12 protein-coding genes, 1 other RNA gene and 1 other annotated feature are annotated in these 16,195 nt (G+C 38.1%); of the genes, 2 read left to right on the top strand and 11 right to left on the bottom strand.

Annotated features, from left to right (window positions below; genetic code table 11):
- Position 1 precedes the first annotated feature (1 nt).
- The 4 genes from ACHZEU_RS21220 to hisS form a co-directional block, all read right to left on the bottom strand.
- Positions 2-724: a GntR family transcriptional regulator gene (locus ACHZEU_RS21220; protein WP_004226770.1), complete on the bottom strand. Its 723-nt coding sequence runs from the start codon at positions 722-724 to the stop codon at positions 2-4.
- A 550-nt stretch (positions 725-1,274) separates the two neighbouring features.
- Positions 1,275-1,474: non-coding RNA, 6S RNA (gene ssrS, locus ACHZEU_RS21215), on the bottom strand.
- 139 nt (positions 1,475-1,613) lie between these two features.
- Complete coding sequence (aspS, locus tag ACHZEU_RS21210) at positions 1,614-3,383, bottom strand: aspartate--tRNA ligase (protein WP_404803736.1); 1,770 nt, start codon at positions 3,381-3,383, stop codon at positions 1,614-1,616.
- Positions 3,384-3,448: 65 nt separating this feature from the next.
- Entirely contained in the window at positions 3,449-4,717 is a 1,269-nt protein-coding gene (gene hisS, locus ACHZEU_RS21205; RefSeq protein ID WP_404803735.1) for a histidine--tRNA ligase, read from the bottom strand.
- Positions 4,718-4,948: 231 nt separating this feature from the next.
- Positions 4,949-5,191, bottom strand: a binding site (T-box leader).
- 164 nt (positions 5,192-5,355) lie between these two features.
- Here hisS and ACHZEU_RS21200 point away from each other — a divergent pair.
- A complete protein-coding gene (locus ACHZEU_RS21200) occupies positions 5,356-6,942 on the top strand; it encodes an SH3 domain-containing protein (protein ID WP_048392119.1) in 1,587 nt (528 codons plus the stop codon).
- 46 nt (positions 6,943-6,988) lie between these two features.
- Here the strand turns inward: ACHZEU_RS21200 and ACHZEU_RS21195 are convergent, their stop codons facing one another.
- From ACHZEU_RS21195 to ACHZEU_RS21165, 7 genes are all read right to left on the bottom strand, one after another.
- Positions 6,989-8,395 carry a YfcC family protein gene (locus ACHZEU_RS21195; protein WP_259948225.1) on the bottom strand — a complete coding sequence of 469 codons (1,407 nt, stop codon included), beginning with the start codon at positions 8,393-8,395 and terminating at the stop codon, positions 6,989-6,991.
- Between the two features lie 621 nt (positions 8,396-9,016).
- Entirely contained in the window at positions 9,017-9,232 is a 216-nt protein-coding gene (locus ACHZEU_RS21190; protein WP_048392116.1) for a DUF2642 domain-containing protein, read from the bottom strand.
- A 71-nt stretch (positions 9,233-9,303) separates the two neighbouring features.
- Positions 9,304-9,744: a D-aminoacyl-tRNA deacylase gene (gene dtd, locus ACHZEU_RS21185; RefSeq protein ID WP_048392115.1), complete on the bottom strand. Its 441-nt coding sequence runs from the start codon at positions 9,742-9,744 to the stop codon at positions 9,304-9,306.
- 32 nt (positions 9,745-9,776) lie between these two features.
- Positions 9,777-11,972 (bottom strand): bifunctional (p)ppGpp synthetase/guanosine-3',5'-bis(diphosphate) 3'-pyrophosphohydrolase, encoded by a 2,196-nt coding sequence (locus ACHZEU_RS21180; RefSeq protein WP_048392114.1) that lies wholly within the window; start codon positions 11,970-11,972, stop codon positions 9,777-9,779.
- 205 nt (positions 11,973-12,177) lie between these two features.
- A complete protein-coding gene (locus ACHZEU_RS21175) occupies positions 12,178-13,092 on the bottom strand; it encodes a pseudouridine-5'-phosphate glycosidase (RefSeq protein ID WP_048392113.1) in 915 nt (304 codons plus the stop codon).
- Positions 13,093-13,096: 4 nt separating this feature from the next.
- Positions 13,097-14,188: a carbohydrate kinase gene (locus tag ACHZEU_RS21170; protein ID WP_404803734.1), complete on the bottom strand. Its 1,092-nt coding sequence runs from the start codon at positions 14,186-14,188 to the stop codon at positions 13,097-13,099.
- A 113-nt stretch (positions 14,189-14,301) separates the two neighbouring features.
- Positions 14,302-15,552, bottom strand: coding sequence for an MFS transporter (locus tag ACHZEU_RS21165; protein WP_404803733.1), 1,251 nt, complete (start codon positions 15,550-15,552; stop codon positions 14,302-14,304).
- Positions 15,553-15,736: 184 nt separating this feature from the next.
- On the opposite strand from ACHZEU_RS21165, the gene ACHZEU_RS21160 reads away from it, so the two are divergent.
- Entirely contained in the window at positions 15,737-16,195 is a 459-nt protein-coding gene (locus ACHZEU_RS21160; protein ID WP_048392110.1) for a MarR family winged helix-turn-helix transcriptional regulator, read from the top strand.

Raw genomic sequence — 16,195 nt, 5'->3', positions numbered from 1 at the left:
ATCACCTTTTAATTTCACTTATGAATTTATAACGATCAGCTCGATACGTACTGCGCACAAGCTCAAAGGGCTTACCATCTGATAAATAACTTGTACGTTTGATAATTAAAACTGGTGCTGTTTGATTAATTTGTAGAAACTTACTATCCTCTTTCGATACGATGGCTGCCTCCATCTGTTGTACCGCATTCCCTATTTTTTGATGGAACTTTGCTTCGATTAAGGCATAAAGCGAGCCCATTATTTGCTTCTCATCCAACTCCGGATAAATTTTAACTGGGATATATGTTCTTTCGATTGCCATTGGTTGCGCATCTGCATTTCTTATGCGCACTACAAAAAATACTTCTTCGCCAGACTCTATCATCAAATCTCTTGCAATATCCACTGGTGGTATAATTTTCTCAAATCGTAATACCTTACTGCTTGGTTCCATTCCTCTTGCCCGCATATCTTCCGTGAAACTCGTTAAGCCTTTTAACGGTTGCTCTAATTTTGGATTTGCAACATACGTTCCTCTCCCTTTTTCTCGATATAATAGACCACTATTTACTAGATTGGTAATGGATTGACGAACAGTCATTCTACTTACATCAAATTGTGCAGAAAGCTCTCGTTCTGATGGGATAGTCTCACCAATTCTGTATTCTTCTAAATAAATTCGTTGTTTAATAATCTCTTCTATTTGTATATAAATAGGTATATGAGAATTTTTCTCTAACAATTCTTGCACCTTCCTTATCGCCTTTATGATTTCTCCATACAACTTTACCTCGTTAGATCGGTTTTTGTATTTCGCATGATTAAACAAAGCTAAATGATATCCACGATAACAGTGTGAAAAAGACATATTTACACGTCGCTTGATGTGGTAACTTTCTCACTATCATTGTAGCATCTGAGCTCAATCATTGTACCATTATATTCTCAACTGACTAATCACCGTCTTGTAATTTTGATCCAATTTGCCTTATTTCAATAGGCTTTTCCCTCATGTGTTTTGTATCAACCACAATTAAAACGCTTTCAAAATCATTTAAATAAAGTGTTTTTCCTCGTAATATCTGCCTAAAGATATAATGTATCTTTTCCTTTAGCGGATATAGCTTCTCAAAAGGTATAGTTGTCTATACCAATTATATGCTGCTTCATCAGAAATAAAAAGTAATTGTTCATATTTTCTAAACATTCACTTAAAACACTCTACTAGTTCTTGTTTAATTTTATGTAAAAAAAGGAGCTATTAATAAGCTCCTCTCAATCCTATGTATAGGACGAATCCCAATTTTGCCGTAATGCCAAGAAACATTCGTTTTGAACCCGCAATTTGCAGGTGGGTGCCCGCTTTGCAACTTTAAACGTCCCGCTTTGTTAGGGGMATGTTTGCGACTMCAAAATGAAGGCTCCCGATTCTATAATGTTCGGTCAAAACTGTGAAGTAGAGTTAGCAGTTAGACAAACACATCAGGATTCGTATTACAGTTATCATAACACCACTTTTCTGATAATTCAAACGATTTTCTCTAATAATCTATAATTTCTTACGAAAACGCAAAAAATACCTAGATTCCCAACAGTATTTGCTAGGTAATCCAGGTATTTTGAATTATACATTATTTTCTAAATGGTTTGATAGCCAGGCTTAGTTCACTTAGTTGCTCAGGAGATACTTCGCTTGGTGCTTCTGTCATCAAGCAGCTTGCACTAGCTGTTTTAGGGAATGCGATTGTATCGCGTAAATTAGTACGACCTGCTAATAGCATAACGAAGCGATCAAGACCAAAGGCAAGACCTGCATGTGGTGGTACGCCGTATTCAAACGCTTCTAATAGGAAGCCAAATTGTGCTTGTGCTTCTTCTTCTGAGAAGCCAAGTAATTCAAACATTTTCTCTTGTAGGTCACGTTCGTAAATACGTAATGAACCACCACCAAGTTCATAGCCGTTTAAAACGATATCATATGCTTGTGCACGTACTGCTGCAGGGTCTGTGTCCATTAACGCTATATCTTCATCAAACGGGCGTGTGAATGGATGGTGTGCTGCATAGTAGCGTCCATCTTCCTCAGAGTATTCGAATAATGGCCAATCAGTAATCCAAAGGAAAGCAAATTGTGATTCATCGATCAGATTTAAATCTTGTCCTAATTTTGTACGAAGAGCACCTAATGAAGCTGCTACAACATCGGCTTTATCTGCTACAAATACTAGAATATCGCCAACTTCTGCTCCCATACGCTCGATTAAAGCTGCTGCTAATGCCTCGTCAAAGAATTTCGCAATTGGTCCGTTTAAGCCTTCTTCTGTTACCTTTAACCAGGCAAGACCTTTTGCTCCGTAAATCCCAACGAATTTTGTTAACTCGTCCATGTCTTTACGAGAATATTTGTCAGCTGCACCTTTAATATTGATACTTTTCACTTGTTTTCCTTGTGCAACCGTATCAGCAAATACTTTGAAATTACAGCCTTCAAAAATATCATTTAACGCCACAAGCTCTAATCCAAAACGTACATCTGGCTTATCTGAACCATAACGATCCATTGCTTCTTGGTATTTCATGCGCTGGAATGGTGCAGGAATGTCGATTCCTTTTACTTCTTTCATAACCGCTTGAATTAATCGCTCGTTCATTTCTAATACTTCTTCTTGTGTTAAGATACTGGTCTCAATGTCCACCTGTGTAAACTCTGGTTGACGGTCAGCACGTAAATCTTCGTCACGGAAGCAACGCGCAATTTGGAAGTACTTTTCAAAACCAGCAACCATTAATAATTGCTTAAATAATTGAGGTGATTGTGGTAAGGCATAAAATTCACCTTCATGTACACGTGAAGGAACTAAATAGTCTCGAGCACCCTCTGGCGTTGATTTTGTTAAAATTGGTGTTTCAACTTCTAAGAATCCTTCATTTTGTAGGAAGTTACGAATTGTACGTGTCACATCAGAACGCATTTTGAAAGTATCGAACATTACGGGACGACGTAAGTCTAGATAACGATATTTTAAACGTAAATCTTCTGATACATCTGTACGATCTTCGATTTGGAATGGCGTTGTTTTTGCCGTATTAATTACGACTAATTTTGTTGCTTCCACTTCAATTTTACCGTTTGGTACATTCGGGTTGATTTGATCCTCTGTACGAAGGATGACTGTGCCTTCCACTTCGATCACATATTCACTACGCACTTTATCCGCTAATGCGTGTGCTTCTGCAACATCTGGACTAAACACAACTTGCGTAATACCTGTACGGTCACGCAAATCAATAAAAATTAAACCACCAAGGTCACGACGACGCTGTACCCAACCTTTTAATACGACTTTTTCGCCTTGTAACGCTTCTGACAGCTCGTTACTAGCATGTGTTCTTGTAGCCATTGTTAAATTCCTCCAAAATATCTTCAATTTATGTAGCATTTCCTAGAAATGCCCTCTGTCTATTTTTAAGCTTTTTGTGTTAAATAGTTCACTAGCTCTGAGAACGCCACTTTGTGCTGCTCCCCAGATTCCATATGTTTTACAGCCGCTGCTTGCTCTTCAAGTTCTGTTTCGCCAAGAACAAGCGTATATTTTGCACCTAGTCGATCCGCTGATTTCATTTGAGCTTTCATTTTACGGTCTAAATAATCCATCTCTGTCGCAAGTCCCTTCGCTCGGAAAGTGCTTGTCAGCTCAACAGCCTTTTGCTTCGCTTCATCGCCCATTGCAATAATGTAAACATCTAGCCCTGAAGCTGTGTCTAATTCAACACCCTCCGCTTCAAGTGCCAGCAACAAACGCTCAATACTTAATGCAAAACCTATACCTGGTACATCTGGACCGCCAATTTCTTGCACTAATCCATTGTAGCGTCCACCACCACATAATGTTGTAATAGCACCAAAGCCTGATGCTGTGGACATAATTTCAAAGGTTGTGTGATTATAATAATCAAGTCCTCGTACAAGATTTGGATCGACCTCATATGAAATACCCAATGTATCTAAGTACGATTTCACTTGATCGAAATAAGCAGCTGACTCTTCTGTTAAGAAATCAGTTAACGCTGGAGCCGTTTGCATTAATGGATGCTCACGATCTACCTTACAATCTAAAATTCGCAATGGATTCTTTTGTAAACGATTTTGACAGTCTGAGCAAAATTCATGAATATGTGGCTCAAAATGCTGTAATAAAGCAGTACGATGTGTATCACGTGTTTCTTTATCGCCAAGAGAATTAATCACTAATTTTAAATCCTTTAAACCCGCTGATTCGTAGACGTCCATAGCAAGAGCAATGACTTCTGCATCAATCGCAGGATCTGCTGAACCAATTGCTTCTACCCCAAACTGTACAAATTGACGATRACGACCAGCCTGTTGGCGCTCATAGCGGAACATTGGTCCTAAATAAGAAAGCTTAACTGGCTGATCAGGAGCACCAAACATTTTATGCTCCACATAGGCACGTACGACACCAGCCGTATTTTCTGGACGTAGTGTTAATGAACGCCCTCCACGATCTTCAAATGTATACATTTCCTTTTGTACAACATCAGTTGTTTCCCCAACACCACGTGCAAATAGATCCGTTTGCTCGAAAATTGGTGTGCGAATTTCGTTATAGCGATAAACACGACAAATATCACGAATAATCGCTTCAACTTTTTGCCATTTTTCAGATTGACCTGGCAAAATATCTTGTGTCCCTCGTGGCACTTTAAAACTCATGTAATTCCCTCCTATATTGATTGCTTATGATAGAGCAGCTGTAGTCCCACTTTGAGCGAATGCATGCTTTGGTTGAGCAAATTTTTGTCCGGTTGGAGCGGGTTACAGCCTTGATGAGCGCTTTTCATACTAATTAGAGCGCCTTCCCCTCTTTTCTGAGCAAAAACAACAATCCCTCTTAAAAAACTCATTACTTTTTGAACAACAAAAAAGCCCTCGTCCCTTGCAATAGCAAGGGACGAGAGCTGTATAAGCTTCCGCGGTTCCACCCTAGTTGACACAAATGATTACATGTGTCCTCCTCTTAATCGGATAACGGCCGATTCCGTTTTTTCCTACTAGGCACTGCTTTTCAGAAAAAAGCCTCTCAAGTGTTATTCACGTGATACATTTTTGTAGGAAAGATTGCAGCCTAAGTCTTTCCCTCTCTTTTCCAATAGTGGTATACGCTACTTGCTTGGTCATAAGCGATTAATCATTTTTCGATTACCCTTTATGTTAGTCACTAGCTAAAGCAATGTCAACTATTTTTGTATTTTTCATCAGTCTATGTTGAAAATAACTAATTCTGTTACCATTTTACCACGAATTTTATGATAAAAGCATGGTAAAATAGCACAAGGAATAGGAGGAATCTGATGAGGACAAAAATTTTACATAGTATAATCATCTTCGTACTAATGGTAACGATGGCGATGCCAAATAAGAACTTTGTTCAAAGAGCTTCCGCTGACACCAGTGATCTAAAAGTCGCTGGAACGATTCTTCATTTGCGAGAGGGTCCTGGATTGTCTTATCCCATTATTACGACTTTAGAAGAAGGTGACCCTTTAACCTCAATCGGTCGAGAAGGTGATTGGTACCAAGTCAAAGCAGGCAATTACGAAGGATGGGTTGCCTCTTGGCTGACAGCACCTACTAATGCTAAACAAGTGATCGACAAAACCGTCATTTCACAAGTTGACCGTTTAAATATTCGAACAGAACCAGATATCTCTTCAGCTGTTCTTGGTCAACTTTCAACTGGTAACCAAGCAAACCTCGTTGAAGAAAATGGAGAATGGGCAAAAATCGATTGGAATGGACTAACAGGATGGGTGTCGAAGGATTATGTCACGATCAACGATAACCCTAAAAAAGAAACAGAACCCAAAGAAGATGCTGTAGAAGTAACCACTACAACCACGGCACCCGCTAACAAAGATACAACCTTCACCATTTTAGTGGACACCCTTAATGTTCGTAAGAAGCCAGATTTGAATGCTAAAAAAATCGGCACAGCAACAAAAGGACAAGCCTTTAAAGTCCTCGCACATGAGCATAATTGGGTACAAATTCAGTACAATGATAAAAAAGTAGGTTGGGTCTATAGTTTTTACGGTACATTCTCTAATAAAGTAAAAAGTACCTCAAAAACATCAACTTCCAAAGAGTTAGAGTCTGTTACGATTATTTATAATGGGACAAACCTACGAACGGATGCCTCAACAGCAGCAGAAGTGGTTGAACGTGTAGATGCTGGTGTAAATTACCCGATAGTAGGCGTTAAAAATGATTTTTATGAAATACAAATAGACGACGAAAAAACAGCTTTTGTCGCGAACTGGGTGGTCACAACAAGTTCCAATAAAGCGACAAGTCCACAGAAAGAAAAGGAAGAGCCTCGCAAAAAAGGTACTTTAACTGGATTAACAATCGTTGTTGATGCTGGTCACGGTGGAAATGATCATGGCACAACTGGTCAACGAGGTACAGAGGAAAAGGGCATTACGTTAAAAACGGCTACTTTGCTTGCTTCCAAGTTAAGTGCTGCTGGCGCAAACGTTGTCATGACGAGAGAATCGGATGAATATGTGGCATTGCGTAAGCGTGTATCGATTGCCCATCAATATGAGGCAGATGCCTTTATTAGCCTTCATTATGATGCGACAGATGATAGCTCCATTAACGGCTTCACATCCTATTATATGAATAGCAATCAAAAAGGGCTTGCTGAAGCAATTCATGATGGTCTTTCCAGTAAACTAGATTTAAGAGACCGTGGTACACAACAAGGGAATTATTTAGTTTTACGAGAGAATCGTCAAAAGGCCGTCCTTATTGAGTTAGGCTTTTTAAGTAATTCCAGTGAGGAGCGCGTCATTACAACAGCTAAATTCCGTGAACAAGCGACTCTTGGTATTTATCAGGGAATTCTCAACTACTTTAATGAACAAGAAGAATAAGCAAAAAAAGCTGCGGATGATGATAACATCCACAGCTTTTTTATATTTAAGATATTCCTAATGCTACCGCAGCAATTAGCGCCAGACAGGCAATCAATGCCCACCCAAGAATCATCTTCCAGATAAACTTAATCCACTTTTCATATGGGATACCTGCAACAGCTAAATACGCCATTAATGCAGACGAAGTAGGAATAATAGAGTTCGTTAAGGAATCCCCATATTGGAAGGCTAAAACAGCCACTTGTCGCTCTAATCCTAGTAAATCAGTGATTGGAATCATAATCGGCATTGTTGCAGCTGCCTGTCCACTACCAGATGAAATAAATAAATTCAAAAGAGCTTGGATAAATAACATGCCGATTGCACTGATAGCATGTGGCAAATGTCCAATTGTTTCTGATGCTGCATAAACGATTGTATCAATAATTTTCCCCTGCTCTAAAACAACTGTAATAGCACGGGCAAAACCTACAATTAAAGCACCAAATGTTACTGCCTTGGCTCCCTCAATAAAGGAATCAAAGATAGTAGCAGGTTTTAAACCACCAATTAATCCTGCAATTAACCCCATAATTAAAAAGGATGCAGTTAGCTGCGTTAAGAACCAGCCCCAGTTAAAGACACCATAAATATTAAAGCCAATCCCACAAGCCATGACAATAAATACGAATTTATGCTTGCCTGTTAATGCAGGGATGTCAATCGCTGAAACATTGGATTTAGCTTTTTGCTCAATATCGTAAATAACGCTTGCTTGAGGATTCTTTTTCACCTTAAAAGCATAGCGAGATACATAGAAAATAGCAAAACCTAATACAAAAACATAGACAACAGCACGGAAGCCAATCCCTGAGAATAATGGCACATCCGCTAATGATTGTGCTACACCTACCGTAAAGGGATTAAGCATTCCTCCAAAAAATCCACTGGCGGCACCAAGTGTAATCATGGCTGTTCCTGTTACAGCATCAAAGCCCATCGCGCGTGCAATGGCCACACCAATTGGTACGAAAATAATAGTTTCTTCCGCCATCCCCATTGTAAAACCACCAACAGAGAATAAAATCATCGATAAAGGAATCAGTAATTTCTCTCTGCCCTCTAAAGCTTTTACTCCTTTATAAACACCAGCCTCAATAGCACCTGTAGAACGAATAATACCAAATACACCACTGACTAAAAAAATGTAGAAAATAATTTGAGCCCCTTTTTCGAGACCCATTGGAACCGCTGTAAACATTTCAAAAAAGGAAACTGGCTCACTCTCAATATGATGATAGCTTCCATCTACAACGAGCATTCGCCCTTCTTCATCCTCTACACGTTCAAACTCACCCGCTGGTATAATATAGCTTGCAATACCTGCTAAAAAAATAATAGCAAAAATAATCGTATATGTATGAGGTACTTTCAACCAGCTTTTCTTCTTGACCCCCTGTTCATTTTCCATTAAATCACGCTCCTTTTTCTGATTTAGACATTAGCAGTATATTGTCGCTATTTGTCGCTAATTGAAAATAAATATACATGAGTTTAAATTTATTGTAAAGTATTAATTTTCTATTATTTCTGAAAGCACACGCTATCTTTCCTAATTAAACCTCTTGTTCCTCTTCTATAAACATGGAAAATTTTATACACATACTCAAATAATAATGGGCATTTTCAACATTATTTTTTGTTTTCCAAAATAATAATTTCATCGTATATGACGAATTGTTTTTTATTAAGGCAGGAGCAATATGCAGCGGTGTTAGAATGATAAAGTTGTATGGATTGTCCTTAAATGCTTTTTATTCATGAACTTCATAAAGATCCCCTTATTACTGGGATGAAAGACATCAAAGGTTGTAAGTAGAATGGAAATCGTAGGTTAACTATCCATGAGGAATCAAATGGACTTTCTTACATATCGTTTATATTTTTTTAAAAAAATAATATTCAAAGAGTAGAAACTGTTTTAATAGTTTTTATCTCTTCGAAATAAATTTGCTATTTAGGTATTTTTATTTGCCCTAAACAAATAAAAAAACCTTCTATCATTTATTATGATTTGAAGGTTCATATTTTCTCATTTTTTTGTAGTTTCCAATGTAACCCATACAATTTCCTCCATCCGAATGAAGAAAGGCGTACGATTTTTCTCAAGAACCATATGGTCAGGTAGTATGGATAATAAAATACCTTGTTGAATATTTTTTTCTGTTTGCACAACTACTGCCTGACCAATCATCATGTTAAGAGTTTCGTATAAATATGGATTTGTTATACTTCTCGTCTGCGTCATGTTTAAGACACTCCTTCCTATAAAACTAACCATACTCTTTAGTATATGAAGGAATTATAGGAAATGTTCCATTATTTTGACTCTAGAAGAATTGTGACTGGACCATCATTAATTAGTGCTACATCCATCATGGCACCAAAAATACCTGTTTCCACATGTAAGCCCTGCTCGCGTAAAGCTTGATTAAAAGCCTCCCACAGTGGCTCAGCTGCTTCTGGTCTAGCTGCATTGATAAAACTTGGACGATTCCCTTTTTTTGCATCCCCATACAATGTAAATTGTGAGACGGATAAAATAGCGCCCCCATGCTCTAAGATCGAATGATTCATTTTTCCATCTGCATCTTCCCAGAGACGTAAATTGGCTACTTTTTTTGCTAAATAGGCAACATCCTCTTGTGTGTCTTCATGTGTGATTCCCACTAAAAGAACATAGCCGTGATCAATGGCTCCTGTAACAGTTCCGTCCACTGTTACAGAGGCAGCTTTACTGCGCTGTAATACTACTTTCATGTACTAAACCCCAATTCTATATTGCCTATCAATTAGTTAATGACACGTTGCACCGAATAAATATCAGGTGTTTGTTTAATTCGCTCAACTACTTTATGCAAATGTGAAATATTCGAAATAGAAATTGTTAAATGAATTGTTGCCATTTTATCACGGTCAGCACGACCACTTACTGCTAAAATATTCGTTTTCGTTTCACTAACAATTTGCATGATTTCATTTAAAATGCCAGGTCTATCAAAAGCTGAAACCTCAATATCAACAGGGTATTCCTTTTTCTCAGGAATGACACCATGCTCCCATTCTACTTCAATTAAGCGCTCCTGCTCATCCTCAATTTGAATATTTGGACAGTCCTCACGATGGACAGAAACACCTCTACCCTTCGTAATAAAACCTACAATATCATCACCAGGAACGGGCGTACAGCAGCGAGAAAGTCGAATGAGCATATTATCAATACCCTTTACAATAACACCCGATTCCGTACGTTTTTGTGGAATTGGATTTTTCATTTTTTGTTCAATTTTCTCTAGTGCTTCTTCCTGCTCACGTTCTTTACGACGTTTTTCAGCTAAACGATTTACGACCTGTTGCGCAGTAATCCCATTCACACCAACTGCAGCATACAAATCTTCTTCATTCGTATAGTTAAATTTGTCGCATACCCGTTTTAGGTTTTCGGAGGACATCGTTTCCTTTAAATCGAAATCCTGAGCACGGATTTCTTTTTCAATCATTTCTTTACCTTTGACAATATTTTCTTCACGCAGGTGTCGTTTAAAGAATTGCTTTATCTTATTCTTCGCCTGCGAGGATTGAGCTATTTTTAGCCAATCGCGACTCGGACCAAAGGATTGTTTAGAAGTTAAAATTTCAATGATATCGCCCGTTTTTAATGGTGTATCAAGCGGTACCATCTTCCCATTGATTTTCGCTCCAATCGTACGATTTCCCACTTCGGAATGAACACGGTAGGCAAAATCAATAGGAACAGAACCTGCTGGCAATTCAATGACATCACCTTCAGGTGTAAAGACATAAACCATATCAGAAAATAAATCAAATTTTAAGGATTCCATAAATTCTTCTGCGTTGGAAGATTCATTTTGAAATTCTAAAATTTCACGGAACCACGTTAATTTTTGGTCAACATTCTGCTTTTGATGATCAACGTTTTTGCCTTCTTTATATGCCCAGTGCGCCGCAATCCCGTACTCTGCAATTTTGTGCATTTCCTTTGTACGAATCTGTACCTCCAACGGATCACCATATGGTCCAATAACAGTCGTGTGTAGGGACTGGTACAGGTTTTGTTTTGGCATAGCAATATAGTCTTTAAAGCGTCCTGGCATTGGTTTCCAAAGTGTATGCACAATCCCTAATACGGCATAGCAATCTTTAATACTATCGACAAGAACACGAATGGCTAATAAATCATAAATTTCATTAAACTGTTTCTTTTGTAACACCATTTTTCGATAGATACTGTAAATATGTTTTGGTCGACCATAGACATCTGCGTCAATTTCAACCTCATTCAGTTGTGATTTCATCTCAGCCATCACATTTTCTAAATAAGCTTCACGTTCATCACGTTTTTTCTTCATCAGACTGACAATACGATAATATTGTTGTGGGTTTAAATAGCGCAGTGCTGTGTCTTCAAGCTCCCATTTTACAGTCGAAATTCCAAGACGATGAGCAAGTGGTGCAAAAATCTCGAGCGTCTCTTTTGAAATGCGTCGTTGCTTTTCAGCAGGTAAATGCTTTAACGTACGCATATTATGAAGACGGTCTGCTAGCTTAATGAGGATGACACGAATATCTTGCGCCATAGCCACAAACATTTTCCGATGATTTTCTGCCTGCTGCGCCTCTTTAGATAAATATTTAATTTTCCCTAGTTTGGTAACACCATCAACAAGAACGGCCACCTCTTCGCCAAATTCACGTACCAAATCATCCCGTGTAAAATCCGTATCTTCGACAACATCATGTAAAAAACCTGCCGCTACAGTTTCTGGGTCCATTTGTAATTCAGCTAGAATACCTGCTACTTGTACTGGGTGAATAATATACGGTTCACCAGAGCTACGGAATTGCTCAATATGGGCATCCCTTGCTAATTCATATGCTTTTTTCACGAATGCGACATTTTCATCATTCATGTAGGATTTGACTAACTCAAAAACGTCCTCAGGAGTCAAAATTTGCTCTTTCGCCATAACATGTCCACCTTGCTCGTCAAATTTTTCAGATTAGATATAAACTTAATTGTATAAAATATTGTGGTCTATTGTAAAGAGACTGTATCATTTAGTTTAGTTAATCTCGTGAACAGTTCGAAAAATGGAAAAAATATTCTTCTTTTTAATAAAAAAGACCCTCTGCGACTTCACGTCACAAAGAGTCCTTGTTTCGACAAATTGATTAATGTAATTGATTGTAAGCTACAGCAATTTTCGCGCCGACTACTGCATTGTTTTTCACTAATGCAATGTTGGCATCAAGACTTTTACCTTCTGTTAATTCTTTAACTTTGCCAAGTAAGAATGGTGTAACATTTTTACCTTGAATGCCATTCTCTTCAGCTTCAACTAAAGCTTTTTCAATAATGTTTGTAATAAATGCATGCTCTAATGCTTCAGACTCAGGAATTGGATTTGCGATGACAGCGCCACCTTTTAAGCCTAATTGCCATTTCGCAGATAGCATTGCTGCAATTTCTTCTGGCGTATCTAATTGGAAGTTTACATCAAATCCACTTTGACGTGTGTAGAATGCTGGTAATTCATTCGTACCATAACCAACCACTGGCACACCTTTTGTTTCAAGATATTCTAATGTAAGACCGATGTCTAAAATAGATTTTGCACCCGCACAGATAACGGCAACATTTGTTTGTGCTAATTCTTCTAAATCAGCAGAGACATCCATTGTTGTTTCCGCACCACGGTGTACACCACCAATACCACCTGTAACAAAGATTTCAATACCTGCAAGCTCTGCACAGATCATTGTCGCTGCAACTGTTGTAGCACCTAATTTTTTCGTTGCTAGTAAGTAGCCTAAGTCACGACGTGAAGCTTTTGCAACACCTTGAGCATTACCGAACATTTCTAGTTCTTCATCTGATAGACCAATTTTAATTTTCCCATCAATTAATGCAATTGTTGCTGGGACTGCACCATTATCGCGAATAATTTGCTCAACTTCACGCGCAGTTTGCACGTTTTGTGGGTATGGCATACCGTGTGAAATAATTGTTGATTCTAACGCAACGATTGGTAGACCTTTTGCTTGTCCTGCTTTTACTTCTTCTGATAATACGATGAATTCTTTCATGTTGTTATTCCTCCATTTCATTTTTCAACAAATCTACTGATAATTCAGGTCTTACTGTATAAGGAGATGCCAATGTATTTTTTGCATTGGTTAATCCAGCATCAATACATGTCTCAAAAGATTGTCCAGTCAGCCAACTGTGAATAACAGCGCTGACAAAGGCATCTCCTGCTCCTGTCACATCTTCAATTTTGTCAATCACTTTAGCGGCAACATGACAAGGGGCAATCGTTGTAGATGCTGCATAAACGCCCTTGCTACCAGCCGTGATAATGACATGCTCCGCACCTAATTGTAGGAGCTGTTGTAAAGCTTTTTCATAATGGGTAGCGTTTTCAATTTTATGTCCAACAATCGTTTCCGCTTCATCTGTGTTACAAATAAACCAAGTTACGCCTTGTAATGTTTCAGGTAGTCGATTCATTTTTGGCGAAGATACTGGCACAATGACAAGTGGAATATCACGAGCAAGGGCTACTTGCTGGATATACGCCACTGTTTCTTTTGGACAGTTTAAATCCAAAATAAAACAGCCCGCGTTTACAAGCATTGTTTCATGTTTTTTCAACAAGCTCGGTAACAGAAGGTCGTAAACTTCCATATTTGCTACAGCTAGTGCTAGCTCACCTTGTTCATCCATGATGGCAGTATAAGAACCTGTGGAAGCCTCTGCAAGCTGCTCTACATAACGTAGATTCATAAAGGATTCCGAAGCCTCTTGGATCACTTGCCAATCAGCATCCTTACCTGCCGTTGTCAGTAACGTCACTTGGTGGTTTAATCTGCCTAAGTTTTCAGCAATATTTCGACCAACACCACCTACACTAAAGGAAGAACTGGCAGGGTTAGATGTTCCAAATTGAACATTGCCCTTGACATGGAATTTGCGGTCTAAATTAGCTCCACCGATGCAAATAATTTCATTTTCTTCGGGTAATATATAAGCACGACCTACAATTTTTCCTTGCTTCGTTAAACTAGDCACTAAATTAGCAAGCACAGGACGCGACAGATTCATTACATCTGCCATTTCTTGCTGAGACATAAACGGATTCTGGCGAATTAAAGCAAGCACCSYCTGTTCTCTTTCATTCATAGCATCACCTTTTATTATATTTGTTTATATTATAAACTTTTGTTTGTGTTATGTCAAAAGATTCTTTATTAAAAAAGTTGAACCTCATCTTACTGAGGTTCAACTTTTTTTGTTTATGCTTGCTGAGGTGTTTGTTTTTTAACAATGATGACGAAKAAACTGGCCATTGCACAAAACATTCCTGCAAGGAAAAAAGCCCATGTATAAGAGTTAAAAAATTTATAAATTAACCCTCCACCATACGCAGCAACCGCCGCTCCTGCTTGATGGGAAGCAAATATCCACCCATAGATAATACTGCTTTTTTGCATACCAAAAATTTGTCGTGTAATACTGATGGTCGGTGGCACTGTAGCAATCCAATCTAGTCCGTAAAAGATCGTGAAAATCGTTAATAAAACAAATGATCCTTGTGCAAGTGCATAAGGGAGCAATAATAGAGATGCGCCTCTTAACAGGTAATACCAAAACAATAACCACCGATTATCGAAGCGATCAGATAACCAGCCAGACGCAGTTGTACCTAATAAATTAAAAATGCCCATAAAAGAAAGGAATGATGCGGCAGTGACTAAAGGAACGCCAAAGCTAATACAATAAGAAACAAAATGAGTACCAATTAATCCGCTTGTCGATAGCCCACAAATAAAAAAGCTACCTGCTAAGAGCCAAAATGCTTTAACCTTAATCGCCTCAAATAAACCTTTAAAAGCCATAGCTATTGGATTCTTCTTTTGCTGTATTTGTTGTTCCTCTATAGCCTCCTCTTGTCCATAAGGAGTTAACCCCATATCCTGAGGTCTATTTTTTMTAAAAAGCGCAATCATGAAAAACATTATGATACTAAGGAGTAGCATTAATGTGATAGCCCATCGCCAAGAATAGTGTTCAATAATGATAGCTAGAACTGGTAATAAAATTAACTGGCCCGTGGCTGTACTTGCCGTTAAAATACCAACCKCTAATCCTCTGCGTTTTACAAACCAATGATTCGCAACATATGGACTAAGGACAGTTAAAAAAAGACTTGCTCCAAGACCAATAATGCCCCCCCAAATAACGATTAGCTGCCAGGATTCACTCATCAAAAATGTTAAAGTCATTCCTAATACTAAAGTTGCCATAGCACCTAGCATCATTTTCTTTAAGCCAATGACTTCAAGTAATGCAGCCATAAATGGTCCAGATATGCCATATAAAAACAAACTTACAGCAAAGGCTAAAGCAATGGTTGAACGATCCCAGTGAAATTCTTTTTCAAGAGGGTCGATAAACACGCCAGATGATGACATTGTAATTCCTGCGACAATTATCGAGAAAAATGTGACGATTAAAATAAACCAACTATAATGAACACGCTTCACCTCAACACCTTCTTTTCTTTGATAGACTACAAAACATGTATATACATGTTTAAGTCCGCTTATTTCATTTATATGTATATACATGTATAATCATAGTAATCGTTCATAAAGCTGTCAAGAAGTAATTTCTAGTTATTGGGTGTATACTTATAATTAGTAGAATCCCCTTAAAGGAGTACTGTCGATGAAGAATCAACTTAAAAATATTGATTATACACAAATTTGTGTTTGTGCAAACCTTAGAAAAAAAACAAGGGTTGTCACACAATTATATGATAAGCTGCTACAGCCTACAGGTTTAAAAGTTACACAATATTCAATGCTTGCACATATCGACCTTCAACAAGCTGTCTCAATCAGCCGTTTAGGTGAAATTTTACAACTGGATCAAACCACTATAACACGTAATATTAATCTATTAAAGCAACATGGCTATGTTGAGTTAAAGCGAGATATCAATGATGCTCGTACCAAAAAAATAACGCTCACTGAAAAAGGTTTAGAAAAGCTGCATGAAGCAGCACCTATTTGGCAAGGCATTCAAGATAGAATTATCGAGGATATTGGAACCGAAAAATACGCAGATTTCTACGATACCTTGCGAACAATGCAAAAAATTATTCAAGCCTATGACGAAGTATAA

The sequence above is a fragment of the Lysinibacillus sp. S1 genome (genome assembly GCF_044986265.1).
GTDB classification, from domain to species: domain Bacteria; phylum Bacillota; class Bacilli; order Bacillales_A; family Planococcaceae; genus Lysinibacillus; species Lysinibacillus capsici.
This window is presented reverse-complemented; position numbering and strand designations above follow the sequence as displayed.